Genomic DNA, 12,810 nt, shown 5'->3' with positions numbered 1-12,810 from the left:
TTCTTGGGGTCAGGCCGAGACGCGCGGGATGGTGTCGTCGGCGCGCAGGGTGAAGATCTCGTAGCCGGTGTCGGTCACCAGCAGGGTGTGTTCCCACTGTGCCGAGAGCTTGCGGTCCTTGGTGATCGCAGTCCAGCCGTCGCCCAGTACCTTGGTGTCAGCCTTGCCCTGGTTGATCATCGGCTCGATGGTGAAGGTCATGCCGGCCTTCAGTTCCATGCCGGTACCGGCGCGGCCGTAGTGCAGGATCTGCGGTTCCTCGTGGAACACCTTGCCGATGCCGTGGCCGCAGAATTCGCGAACCACCGAGAAACCGTTCTTTTCCGCGTGCTTCTGGATGATCTCACCGATGTCGCCGAGGCGGCAGCCAGGTTTGACGATTTCGATCGCCTTGTACATGCATTCCTGGGTGACCTGCGACAGGCGTTCGGCCCAGACCGGCACTTCGCCGATGTGGAACATGCGGCTGGTGTCGCCGTGGTAGCCGTCCTTGATCACGGTGACGTCGATGTTGAGGGTGTCGCCATTCTTCAGCGGCTTGTCATTCGGAATGCCGTGGCAGACCACGTGGTTGATCGAGGTGCAGATCGACTTCGGGTAACCCTTGTAGTTGAGCGGGGCAGGGATGGCCTGCTGCACGTTGACGATGTAGTCGTGGCAGATCTGGTTCAGTTGATCGGTGGTAACGCCCGGTTTGACGTGTTCGGCAATCATTTCCAGCACATCGGCGGCCAGCTTGCCGGCGACACGCATGCCAGCGATGTCCTCGGGGGTTTTGAGGTTGACGGTCATACAGGCTCTCTCTGCGCTCGGCGGCGCTTACTGATACGGACCAGGGTGGCAGGTGTGCGTTTTGCGACCCTGAAAAACCCGATTCTAACAGACGAAAGGCGCAAATCCGCGCCTGCGTGCATCGTCTCTCTCTATACAATGGTGTGCCTTGAGGCGATTCCAAGGGGGCTGCGCCCATGTCCTTGGTGCGATTACAGATTCCGGGTTCCGTTTCTGCGCACCCTGTGGTATAAAATGCGCCGCTTTCCGGGGATACCCCGAAAAGCTTAAATCCACACACGTGTCGACACGATGACCTGGGTGCTTTTGGCTTTATGCCACTGGTTGGTCATTGGGATACGTGGAGGCCAAACCCGACTTATTAAGGAACTATCATGTCCCAAGTCAACATGCGCGATATGCTGAAGGCCGGTGTGCACTTCGGTCACCAAACCCGTTACTGGAATCCGAAAATGGGTAAGTACATTTTCGGCGCGCGTAACAAGATTCACATCATCAACCTTGAAAAAACCCTGCCAATGTTCAACGAAGCTCTGACTTTCGTAGAGCGTCTGGCCCAGGGCAAAAACAAGATTCTGTTCGTCGGCACCAAGCGTTCCGCTGGCAAGATCGTTGCTGAAGAAGCAGCACGTTGCGGTTCGCCGTACGTCGATCACCGCTGGTTGGGCGGCATGCTGACCAACTTCAAAACCATTCGTGCTTCCATCAAGCGTCTGCGTGACCTTGAAGTTCAAGCCGAAGACGGTACTTTCGCCAAGCTGACCAAGAAAGAAGCGCTGATGCGCTCCCGTGACCTGGAAAAGCTGGATCGCTCGCTGGGCGGCATCAAGGACATGGGCGGTCTGCCAGACGCACTGTTCGTGATCGACGTTGACCACGAGCGCATCGCGATCACCGAAGCCAACAAGCTGGGCATCCCAGTAATCGGCGTTGTCGATACCAACAGCAGCCCGGAAGGCGTTGACTACATCATCCCAGGCAACGATGACGCAATCCGCGCTATCCAGCTGTACATGGGTTCGATGGCTGACGCAGTGATCCGTGGTCGCAACAATGTTGCTGGCGGCACTGTTGAATTCGCAGCTGAAGAAACTCAGGCTGCAGCTGAGTAATCGACGCCCTGGCGTTGACTCAGTAAGCAAAAAGGGGGCTTGGCCCCCTTTTTGCCACCTCGAAAACCGTTTGTTGGCGCCCACTTGTGGCAGCGCACCTCCTGCATTTGTAACGTGCAGCAGCTACAAGGTGTTTCGGGAAGAATTGAACGCCCGTTCGATCGGGTGGAATGGTTGAAAACCTATCCAAGAGGAATTTGAAAATGGCAGCAATTACTGCAGCGTTGGTTAAAGAACTGCGCGAGCGTACCGGCGAAGGCATGATGGACTGCAAGAAAGCCCTGGAAAAGGCTGACGGCGACATCGAAAAAGCCATTGATGACATGCGTGCTTCGGGCGCGATCAAGGCTGCGAAAAAGGCTGGCAACGTTGCCGCTGAAGGCGCAATCGCAATCAAGGACGACGGTAAAGCTGCCGTTATCCTGGAAGTGAACTCGCAGACCGACTTCCTGGCTCTGCAAGACGACTTCAAGAACTTCGTTGCTGCCAGCGTTGAAAAAGCTTTCGCTGACAAGCTGACCGACGCTGCTCCGCTGATCGCTTCGCAAGAAGCTGCTCGCGAAGCACTGGTTGCCAAAGTAGGCGAAAACGTCAACATCCGTCGTCTGACCCGTATCGAAGGTGACGTTGTAGGTTCCTACCTGCACGGCAACAAGATCGGTGTTGTTGTGGCTCTGAAAGGCGGTGACGTCGAGCTGGCCAAAGACATCGCGATGCACGTAGCTGCCAGCAACCCTGAGTTCCTGCTGCCTTCGCAAGTTTCGGCTGAAGCGATCGAGCGTGAAAAAGCTGTGTTCCTGCAGCTGAACGAAGAGAAGATCAAAGGCAAGCCAGAAAACATTGTTGAGAACATGGTCAAAGGCCGTATCAGCAAGTTCCTGGCAGAAGCAAGCCTGGTTGAGCAGGCGTTCGTCAAGAACCCTGAAATCAAGGTTGGTGAGCTGGCCAAGAAAGGCGGCGCAGAAATCGTTTCCTTCACCTACTTCAAAGTAGGCGAAGGCATCGAGAAGCCGGTCGACAACTTCGCTGAAGAAGTTGCTGCCCAGCTGGCTGCCGCCAAGCAATAAGACGGTTTTTCAACTGTCGCCCGAAAGAGGCTGCCCGCTCACGCGCGCAGCCTCTTTTCAGATGGGGTTACCAATTTTTAATTGGTTTCCACTGGGAACTGACTTACAAAGCCAGGTTCCGATGGCGCTGAAGCAGCGCCAAGCTAGAGTGAACGGCAGCTGTAAAACAGCTTGCACAGAATTTTTTTAATACGCCGCAGGAGAGATTCGCAATGGCTCAGCAGGGCAGTGGTTATCAGGCTCGCTATAAACGCATTCTACTCAAGCTTAGCGGCGAGGCCCTGATGGGCTCGGAGGAGTTCGGGATCGATCCAAAAGTGCTGGATCGGATGGCGCTGGAAGTCGGCCAACTGGTTGGCATCGGCGTACAGGTCGGTCTGGTGATCGGCGGTGGCAACCTGTTCCGTGGCGAGGCCTTGAGCAAGGCTGGCATGGATCGGGTGACAGGCGACCACATGGGCATGCTGGCCACTGTGATGAACGCCCTGGCCATGCGCGATGCGCTGGAACGTGCCAATATCTCGGCTATCGTGATGTCGGCCATTTCCATGGTTGGCGTGACCGATCACTATGATCGCCGCAAAGCCATGCGCCACCTGAACTCCAAGGATGTGGTGATTTTCGCCGCCGGTACCGGCAATCCGTTCTTCACCACGGATTCGGCAGCCTGCCTGCGTGCCATCGAGATCGACGCCGACGTCGTTCTGAAGGCGACCAAGGTCGATGGCGTCTATACCGCTGACCCGTTCAAAGACCCGCATGCCGAGAAGTTCGATCATCTGACTTATGATGAAGTGCTGGATCGCAAGCTGGGTGTAATGGATCTGACAGCTATTTGCCTGTGCCGCGACCACAAGATGCCGCTGCGCGTATTCAACATGAACAAGCCTGGCGCCCTGCTGAACATCGTGCATGGCGGCGCTGAAGGCACCCTGATCGAGGAAGGTCAACAATGATCAACGAAATCAAGAAAGACGCTCAAGAGCGCATGCAAAAATCCCTGGACTCTCTGGCCCACGCATTCGGCCAGATTCGTACCGGCAAGGCTCACCCAAGCATCCTGGGCAGCGTGATGGTGCCGTACTACGGCGCAGACACTTCCATTACTCAAGTGGCCAACATCACTGTAAAAGACTCCCGCACCCTGCAAGTTGTCGCTTTCGAGCGCAACATGCTGGCGGCCGTCGACAAAGCGATCCAGAGCGCCGGTCTGAACCTGAACCCGACCAACCTGGGTGAACTGCTGCTGATCTCCATGCCGGCCCTGACTGAAGAAACCCGTAAAGGCTTCACCAAGCAGGCGCGTGCAGCAGCCGAAGATGCGCGTGTTGCCGTGCGCAATATCCGTCGTGATGCGCTGGGCGAGCTGAAGAAGCTGGTCAAGGATAAAGAAATCAGCGAAGACGAAGAGCGTCGTGCCACCGCTGATATCGACAAGCTGACCAAAGACTTCGAGGCCCAGATCACCAAGGCCACGGACGAGAAAGAAAAAGACCTGATGGCCGTATAAGGGTCGAGTTTTAAATGGACAAGACCAAGCAGTCTGCGCCGTCCGCGGTGCCGCGCCATGTCGCGATCATCATGGATGGCAATAATCGCTGGGCGAAAAAACGCTTTATGCCGGGTGTCGCCGGGCATAAGGCGGGCGTGGATGCTGTGCGGGCGGTGATCGAGGTGTGCGCCGAGGCCAAGGTCGAAGTGCTCACCCTGTTCGCCTTTTCCAGTGAGAACTGGCAGCGCCCGGCCGATGAAGTCAGTGCCTTGATGGATCTGTTTTTCAAGGCGCTGCGTCGTGAGGCCAAGCGCCTCAACGACAACAACATCAGCTTGCGCATCATTGGCGATCGCTCGCGCTTCCATCCTGAGCTTCAGGTGGCGATGCGCGAGGCGGAAGCCATGACGGCCGGCGCCAACCGCTTCATCCTGCAGATCGCCGCCAACTACGGCGGTCAGTGGGATATTGCCCAGGCGGCGCAGCGTCTGGCGCGTGAAGTCCAGGCCGGGCATCTGCGTCCGGAAGACATCACTCCGGATCTGCTGCAGACCTGTCTGGCCACCGGCGACCTGCCGTTGCCGGATCTGTGCATCCGCACCGGTGGCGAGCACCGCATCAGCAACTTCCTGCTGTGGCAACTGGCGTATGCCGAGTTGTACTTCTCCGACCTGTTCTGGCCGGACTTCAAACACGAAGCCATGCGCACCGCGCTGGCCGATTTCGCTTCGCGCCAGCGTCGCTTCGGTAAAACGAGCGAACAGGTCGAAGCTGGAGCCCGGGTTTAATGCTTAAACAACGAATCATCACTGCGCTGATCTTGCTGCCGATCGCTCTATGCGGGTTTTTCCTGCTCGAAGGATCCGGTTTTGCGCTGTTCATCGGTTTGGTCGTAAGCCTGGGCGCCTGGGAATGGGCGCGCCTGGCTGGCTTTACCGCACAGTCGTTCCGTGTCGGCTTTGCCGCTGTCGTCGCGCTGATGCTGTTCGTCATGTACGTCCTGCCGGGCCTCGCCCCTTGGGTGTTGGGCGCTTCGGTGTTGTGGTGGGCGGTGGCGACGTACCTGGTGCTGACGTATCCGCGCTCCAGCGAGCACTGGTCCACGGCGGCCACCAAACTGGTGATCGGCTTGCTGATCCTGCTGCCGGCCTGGCAAGGTCTGGTGCAGATCAAACAGTACCCACTGGGTAACTGGCTGATCATGGCGGTGATGGTGCTGGTCTGGGGGGCCGACATCGGTGCCTATTTCTCCGGCCGTGCCTTTGGCAAGCGCAAGCTGGCGCCGCAAGTCAGCCCGGGTAAAAGCTGGGAAGGCGTTTACGGTGGCCTGGCGCTGAGTCTGGTGATTACCGCCATCGTCGGCCTGGTTCGCGACTGGACGGTGGCTGAGCTGCTCAAGGGGCTGATCGGCGCTGCGTTGATCGTGTTCATTTCGGTGGTGGGTGACCTCACCGAAAGCATGTTCAAGCGTCAATCCGGCATCAAGGACAGCAGCAACCTGCTGCCCGGTCATGGCGGTGTGCTTGATCGCATCGACAGCCTGACAGCTGCGATCCCGATTTTCGCTGTATTGCTGTGGATGGCTGCACCGTGAGCGGCCCGCAACAGATTACCGTTCTGGGAGCCACCGGCTCGATCGGTCTGAGCACCCTCGACGTCATTGCTCGTCATCCTGAGCGTTATCAGGTTTTCGCCCTGAGTGGTTTCACGCGCCTGAGCGAGCTGCTGGCCTTGTGCATCCGCCATGTGCCGCAGTTTGCCGTGGTGCCGGAAGTGGCGGCGGCGCGGGGGTTGCAGGACGACCTGCGGGCTGCCGGTTTGCCAACCCGCGTATTGGTCGGGGAGGAGGGCCTGTGCCAGGTCGCCTCCGCGCCCGAAGTCGATGCCGTGATGGCGGCCATCGTCGGTGCTGCGGGCCTGCGCCCGACTCTGGCAGCGGTGCAGGCCGGGAAAAAAATCCTTCTGGCCAACAAAGAAGCGTTGGTGATGTCCGGCGCGCTGTTCATGCAGGCCGTGCACAAGAGCGGTTCGGTGTTGTTGCCGATCGACAGCGAGCACAATGCGATCTTCCAGTGCATGCCGCAGGATTTTTCCCGCGGGCTGGGTGCGGTTGGCGTGCGGCGGATTTTGCTGACTGCTTCGGGCGGTCCTTTCCGTCAGACGCCGATGAGCGAGCTGGCGCATGTTTCGCCTGATCAGGCGTGTGCGCACCCGAACTGGTCCATGGGGCGCAAGATCTCGGTGGACTCGGCCAGCATGATGAACAAGGGCCTGGAGTTGATCGAGGCCTGCTGGCTGTTCGATGCCAAGCCGTCGCAGGTCGAGGTGGTGATCCATCCGCAGAGTGTGATTCACTCGCTGGTCGACTATGTGGATGGCTCGGTATTGGCGCAGTTGGGCAACCCTGACATGCGCACGCCGATTGCCAACGCATTGGCCTGGCCTGAGCGGATCGACTCGGGTGTGGCGCCGCTGGATCTGTTTGCCGTTGCGCGCCTGGATTTCGAGGCGCCGGACGAACAGCGCTTCCCTTGCCTGCGCCTGGCGCGGCAGGCGGCGGAGGCCGGCAACAGTGCGCCGGCCATGCTCAATGCGGCCAATGAAGTGGCAGTCGCGGCGTTTCTCGACGGACGCGTTGGCTATCTGGAAATCGCGAGTATCATTGAGGACGTGCTGAACCTCGAGCCAGTGGTTGCGCTTGAGGATCTGGACGCGGTGTTTACCGCAGACGCGAAAGCGCGGATTCTGGCCGAACAGTGGCTGAATCGTCACGGCCGATAGCCGTTGCAGAACCATGGCTTCACGCGGCACTGAACAGGATTGCGGAGAAAGTAGATGAGCGCGCTCTATATGATTGCCGGCACCCTGATCGCTTTGGGTGTGCTGGTCACCTTTCACGAATTCGGCCACTTCTGGGTCGCGCGTCGCTGTGGCGTCAAGGTTTTGCGTTTCTCCGTGGGCTTCGGCATGCCCCTGCTGCGCTGGCACGACAAGCAGGGCACCGAGTTTGTCGTCGCCGCGATTCCGCTGGGTGGCTACGTCAAAATGCTCGATGAGCGTGAGGGCGAAGTCCCGGCCGATCAACTTCATCAATCCTTCAATCGCAAATCGGTTCGCCAGCGCATCGCTATTGTCGCGGCGGGACCGATCGCCAACTTCCTGCTGGCCCTGGTGTTTTTCTGGGTGCTGGCCATGCTCGGCAGTGAGCAGATCCGTCCGGTCATCGGTGCGGTCGAGTCCGGCAGCATCGCGGCCAAGGCCGGTTTGAATGCCGGTCAGGAAATCGTCGCTATCGATGGCGAGCCGACTTCCGGCTGGGCGGCCGTCAATTTGCAATTGGTCCGTCGTCTTGGGGAAAGTGGTTCCCTGCAGTTGCTCGTGCGTGAGCAGGGGTCTACCGCGGATACGCCGCGCGAACTGGCGCTGGATCACTGGCTCAAAGGGGCTGATGAGCCCGATCCGATTCGCTCGCTGGGTATTCGCCCATGGCGCCCGGCCTTGCCACCGGTGCTGGCCGAGCTCGATCCAAAAGGTCCGGCACAGGCCGCTGGTCTGAAAACCGGCGACCGCCTGTTGTCGCTCGATGGCCAGGCGCTGGGTGACTGGCAGCAAGTGGTCGATACCGTTCGTACGCGTCCTGATACCAAAATCTTGCTGCGCGTCGAACGCGACGGTGCTCAAATCGACGTCCCGGTGACCCTGGCTGCGCGTGGCGAAAGCAAGGCGCCGAGCGGTTATCTGGGGGCTGGCGTGAAAGCTGTGGACTGGCCGCCGGAAATGATCCGCGAGGTCAGTTATGGCCCGTTGGCCGCGATTGGCGAGGGTGCCCGGCGTACCTGGACCATGAGCATCCTGACGCTGGACTCACTGAAGAAAATGCTGTTTGGCGAGCTCTCGGTAAAAAACTTGAGTGGGCCGATAACCATTGCTAAAGTGGCGGGCGCTTCTGCCCAGTCGGGCGTTGCTGATTTCCTGAATTTCCTTGCTTATCTGAGTATTAGCCTGGGGGTTCTGAATTTGCTGCCCATTCCTGTACTGGATGGGGGGCATTTGTTGTTTTATCTGATTGAGTGGGTGCGTGGTCGCCCCTTGTCGGATCGGGTGCAAGGTTGGGGGGTGCAGATCGGTATCAGTTTGGTGGTCGGAGTGATGTTGCTTGCTCTGGTCAATGATCTGGGTCGACTGTAAAGCTTCGCTGAATTGCGAATCTGCCGCATTTTGCGGCAGTTTGTTTATTGCCAGTTGGAATAAGAAAGGACTTCATGAAACGTCTGCTGCTAACTGCGGTTCTCACCGTATTGATGATCGCCGAAGTTCACGCCGAGTCCTTCACTATCTCTGATATTCGCGTCAATGGCCTCCAGCGGGTCTCCGCGGGTAGCGTCTTTGGTGCCTTGCCGTTGAACGTCGGCGAGCAGGCGGATGATCGTCGCCTGGTGGAATCCACTCGTGCGTTGTTCAAAACCGGTTTCTTTCAAGATATCCAGCTGGGCCGCGAAGGCAACGTTCTGGTGATCACGGTCGTCGAACGTCCGTCGGTCGCGAGTATCGAGATCGAAGGCAACAAGGCGATCTCTACCGAAGACCTGATGAAAGGCCTGAAGCAGTCCGGTCTGTCCGAAGGCGAGATCTTCCAGCGCGCCACCCTCGAGGGTGTCCGTAACGAGCTGCAACGTCAGTACGTTGCCCAGGGCCGTTACTCGGCGACCGTCGACACCGAAGTGGTTTCGCAGCCGCGTAACCGTGTGGCGCTGAAAGTGAAGATCAACGAAGGCACTGTGGCTGCCATCCAGCACATCAACGTGGTGGGTAACACGGTCTTCCCTGATGACGATCTGATCGACCTGTTCGAGCTGAAAACCACCAACTGGCTGTCGTTCTTCAAGAACGACGACAAGTACGCCCGTGAAAAACTCTCCGGTGACCTGGAGCGCCTGCGTTCCTACTACCTGGACCGTGGCTACATCAACATGGACATCGCTTCGACCCAGGTGTCCATCACCCCGGACAAGAAGCACGTCTACATCACCGTCAACATCACCGAAGGCGAGAAGTACACCGTTCGTGACGTCAAGCTCAGCGGTGACCTGAAGGTGCCTGAAGATCAGGTCAAGTCGCTGTTGCTGGTGCAGAAAGGCCAGGTGTTCTCGCGCAAGCTGATGACCACCACCTCCGAACTGATCACTCGCCGTCTGGGTAACGAGGGTTACACCTTCGCCAACGTCAACGGCATACCTCAGCCGCATGACGACGATCACACTGTGGACATCCTGTTCGCCGTCGATCCGGGCAAGCGCGCCTACGTCAACCGCATCAACTTCCGTGGCAACACCAAGTCCGAGGACGAAGTGCTGCGCCGTGAAATGCGCCAGATGGAAGGTGGCTGGGCTTCGACCTACCTGATCGACCAGTCCAAGACTCGTCTGGAGCGTCTGGGCTTCTTTAAAGAAGTGAACGTCGAAACGCCGGCTGTTCCGGGTGTCGACGACCAGGTTGACGTGAACTACGCCGTTGAAGAGCAGGCATCCGGTTCGATCACCGCCAGCGTCGGTTTCGCCCAGAGCGCCGGTCTGATCCTCGGTGGTTCGATTACTCAGAACAACTTCCTGGGTACCGGTAACCGTGTGAGCGTGGGCCTGACCCGCAGCGAATACCAGAGCCGCTACAACTTCGGCTACGTTGACCCGTACTGGACCGCCGATGGCGTGAGCCTGGGTTATAACGCATTCTATCGCACCACCGACTACAAAGACCTCGACGTCGACGTAGCGAGCTATGCGGTAGACAGCCTGGGTGCCGGCATCAACGTTGGCTACCCGATCAGCGAGACTTCGCGTCTGACCTTCGGTCTGTCTGCTCAGCAGGACAAGATCAAGACCGGTCAATACACCGTTGACGAGATTTTCGACTTCGTTAACAAGGAAGGCGACAACTACCTGAACTTCAAGGCTTCGGCCGGCTGGTCCGAGTCGACCCTGAACAAGGGCGTACTGCCGACACGTGGCCGTTCGCAGAGCCTGACGCTGGAAACCACGATCCCGGGCAGCGACCTGTCGTTCTACAAACTCGACTACCGTGGTCAGTTGTTCCAGCCAATCACCGAAAACTACACCCTGCGTCTGCACACCGAACTGGGTTATGGCGACGGTTATGGTTCGACCGACGGCTTGCCGTTCTATGAAAACTACTATGCTGGTGGTTTCAACTCGGTTCGCGGCTTCAAGGACAGTACGCTGGGTCCTCGCAGTACCCCGAGTCGTGGCACTAATCCGGGCACCTCGGTCGACCCGGATCAGGATCCGCTGCCGTTCGGTGGCAACGTATTGATCCAGGGCGGTGTCGAGGTTCTGTTCCCGCTGCCGTTCGTCAAGGATCAGCGCTCCCTCCGTACCTCGGTATTCTGGGATGTGGGTAACGTTTTCGATTCGCAATGCAAGGACACCACCAACGCGAATGGCTCTTCGTCGAACACCAAGTGCAACGACATCAGTCTGAGCAACATGGCCAGCTCCGTCGGTGTCGGCGTGACCTGGGTCACCGCACTGGGCCCGCTGAGCTTTGCACTGGCGATGCCGATCAAGAAACCGGATGAAGCTGAAACTCAAGTGTTCCAATTCTCCCTCGGCCAGACGTTCTAAGCGTCTGACCCAAGATAACGACAATGGATTTTGTAGGAGTGCATCGTGCGTAAGTTGACTCAATTGGTTCTCCTGGCCTCCGTGCTGGTGGCAGGCCCGGCGTTCGCCGACATGAAAATCGCCGTTCTGAACTATCAGATGGCACTGCTGGAATCCGACGCGGCCAAAAAATACGCCGTGGATGCCGAGAAGAAGTTCGGCCCGCAACTGACCAAGCTCAAGACGCTGGAAAGCAGCGCGAAGGGCATTCAGGATCGTCTGATGGCCGGTGGCGACAAGATGCAGCAGGGCGAGCGTGAGCGTCTGGAGCTTGAATTCAAGCAAAAGGCCCGTGACTTCCAGTTCCAGTCCAAGGAGCTGAACGAAGCCAAGGCAGTTGCCGACCGCGAAATGCTCAAGCAACTGAAGCCGAAACTGGATAGCGCAGTGGAAGAAGTCATCAAGAAAGGTGGTTTTGACCTGGTGTTCGAGCGTGGCGCTGTGATCGATGTCAAACCTCAGTACGACATCACGCGCCAGGTTATCGAGCGCATGAATCAGCTGAAGTAACCCATGACCGTGACTATCAAGCTCGGCCAGTTGGCCGAGTTCCTCGGCGCCACCCTGCGTGGCGAACCCGAGACGCAAATTACTGGGCTAGCCACCTTGCAGGAGGCTGGCCCAGCTCAGTTGAGCTTTCTGGCAAATCCTCAATATCGCAAATACCTGGCAAGTTCCCAGGCGGCTGCGCTGTTGCTCAAGGAAGCCGATGCCGAAGGTTTTTCCGGCAACGCGCTGGTGGTGCCTGATCCTTACCTGGCTTACGCCCGTATCTCTCACCTGTTCGATCCCAAGCCGAAAGCCGCTGCGGGTATTCATCCCACAGCGGTGATTGCGCCGGATGCGGTGGTTGATCCAAGCGCCAGCATCGGCCCGTTCGTGGTGATCGAGGCCGGTGCGCGCATCGGCGCGCAGGTCACCCTGGGTGCCCATTGCGTCATCGGTGCCCGCAGTGAAATCGGCGAGGGCGGCTGGCTCGCTCCACGGGTGACGCTGTACCACGACGTGCGCATCGGCAAGCGTGTAGTGATCCAGTCCGGTGCCGTGCTCGGCGGTGAAGGCTTCGGTTTTGCCAACGAGAAAGGTATCTGGCAGAAGATCGCCCAGATCGGCGGCGTGACCATCGGCGACGATGTCGAGATTGGCGTGAACACCGCCATCGACCGTGGCGCGCTGGCAGACACCGTGATCGGCAACGGCGTGAAACTCGACAACCAGATCCAGATCGCGCACAACGTTCAGGTCGGCGATCACACCGCAATGGCGGCGTGTGTCGGTATCTCCGGCAGCACCAAAATCGGCAAGCACTGCATGCTCGCCGGTGGTGTCGGTCTGGTTGGGCACATCGATATTTGCGACAACGTTTTCCTGACCGGGATGACCATGGTGACCCACTCGATTACCGAGCCAGGCGCCTATTCTTCCGGCACAGCCATGCAACCGGCGGCCGAATGGCGCAAAAGCGCGGCCCGCATCCGTCAGCTCGATGACCTCGCGCGACGTTTGAAGCAGCTGGAAAAGCGCGTCGGGGAAGTGACCCCCGGCAGCAATGCTTCATCTGATGGCTGATACCATTTCCATATCAAGTGTGCACAGCCTCTAGACTGCCTCCTTGATTTGCTAGAGGAGTGCGCGTCAGTCGCGCTCCCAATCTTTACATAGGCTTCCCC

General features: G+C 58.5%; 12 protein-coding genes. 11 read left to right on the top strand and 1 reads right to left on the bottom strand.

The features are described from left to right. Nucleotides 1-9 precede the first annotated feature (9 nt). On the bottom strand, nucleotides 10-792 hold the full coding sequence (gene map / locus BW33_RS22570; RefSeq protein WP_047601298.1) for a type I methionyl aminopeptidase: 783 nt from the start codon (nucleotides 790-792) through the stop codon (nucleotides 10-12). Nucleotides 793-1,166: 374 nt separating this feature from the next. On the opposite strand from map, the gene rpsB reads away from it, so the two are divergent. From rpsB to lpxD, 11 genes are all read left to right on the top strand, one after another. After that, nucleotides 1,167-1,904, top strand: a complete 738-nt coding sequence (gene rpsB / locus BW33_RS22565; protein ID WP_003222119.1) for a 30S ribosomal protein S2 — start codon at nucleotides 1,167-1,169, stop codon at nucleotides 1,902-1,904. A gap of 203 nt (nucleotides 1,905-2,107) precedes the next feature. Further along, nucleotides 2,108-2,971 carry a translation elongation factor Ts gene (tsf, locus tag BW33_RS22560; RefSeq protein WP_003222121.1) on the top strand — a complete coding sequence of 288 codons (864 nt, stop codon included), beginning with the start codon at nucleotides 2,108-2,110 and terminating at the stop codon, nucleotides 2,969-2,971. A 212-nt stretch (nucleotides 2,972-3,183) separates the two neighbouring features. After that, a complete protein-coding gene (gene pyrH, locus BW33_RS22555) occupies nucleotides 3,184-3,927 on the top strand; it encodes a UMP kinase (protein ID WP_003222124.1) in 744 nt (247 codons plus the stop codon). Further along, nucleotides 3,924-4,481, top strand: a complete 558-nt coding sequence (gene frr, locus BW33_RS22550) for a ribosome recycling factor (RefSeq protein ID WP_047601296.1) — start codon at nucleotides 3,924-3,926, stop codon at nucleotides 4,479-4,481. The genes pyrH and frr overlap by 4 nt, the downstream gene beginning before the upstream one ends. Nucleotides 4,482-4,495: 14 nt before the next feature. After that, complete coding sequence (gene uppS / locus BW33_RS22545; RefSeq protein ID WP_047601295.1) at nucleotides 4,496-5,251, top strand: polyprenyl diphosphate synthase; 756 nt, start codon at nucleotides 4,496-4,498, stop codon at nucleotides 5,249-5,251. Then, a complete protein-coding gene (locus BW33_RS22540) occupies nucleotides 5,251-6,057 on the top strand; it encodes a phosphatidate cytidylyltransferase (protein ID WP_007964272.1) in 807 nt (268 codons plus the stop codon). The genes uppS and BW33_RS22540 overlap by 1 nt, the downstream gene beginning before the upstream one ends. Beyond that, nucleotides 6,054-7,244: a 1-deoxy-D-xylulose-5-phosphate reductoisomerase gene (gene ispC, locus BW33_RS22535; protein WP_047601294.1), complete on the top strand. Its 1,191-nt coding sequence runs from the start codon at nucleotides 6,054-6,056 to the stop codon at nucleotides 7,242-7,244. The genes BW33_RS22540 and ispC overlap by 4 nt, the downstream gene beginning before the upstream one ends. Before the next feature lie 54 nt (nucleotides 7,245-7,298). Beyond that, a complete protein-coding gene (rseP, locus tag BW33_RS22530) occupies nucleotides 7,299-8,651 on the top strand; it encodes a sigma E protease regulator RseP (RefSeq protein ID WP_047601293.1) in 1,353 nt (450 codons plus the stop codon). 74 nt (nucleotides 8,652-8,725) lie between these two features. After that, nucleotides 8,726-11,101, top strand: coding sequence for an outer membrane protein assembly factor BamA (bamA, locus tag BW33_RS22525; protein ID WP_047601292.1), 2,376 nt, complete (start codon nucleotides 8,726-8,728; stop codon nucleotides 11,099-11,101). Nucleotides 11,102-11,146: 45 nt separating this feature from the next. After that, complete coding sequence (locus BW33_RS22520; RefSeq protein WP_003222140.1) at nucleotides 11,147-11,650, top strand: OmpH family outer membrane protein; 504 nt, start codon at nucleotides 11,147-11,149, stop codon at nucleotides 11,648-11,650. A 3-nt stretch (nucleotides 11,651-11,653) separates the two neighbouring features. After that, nucleotides 11,654-12,709 (top strand): UDP-3-O-(3-hydroxymyristoyl)glucosamine N-acyltransferase, encoded by a 1,056-nt coding sequence (gene lpxD / locus BW33_RS22515; protein WP_047601291.1) that lies wholly within the window; start codon nucleotides 11,654-11,656, stop codon nucleotides 12,707-12,709. Nucleotides 12,710-12,810: the final 101 nt, after the last annotated feature.

Source organism: Pseudomonas sp. RIT288, from assembly GCF_000631985.1.
Taxonomy (GTDB): Bacteria; Pseudomonadota; Gammaproteobacteria; order Pseudomonadales; family Pseudomonadaceae; genus Aquipseudomonas.
The sequence above is the reverse complement of the archived record's forward strand: the minus strand, read 5'-3'. Positions and strand labels throughout refer to the sequence as shown.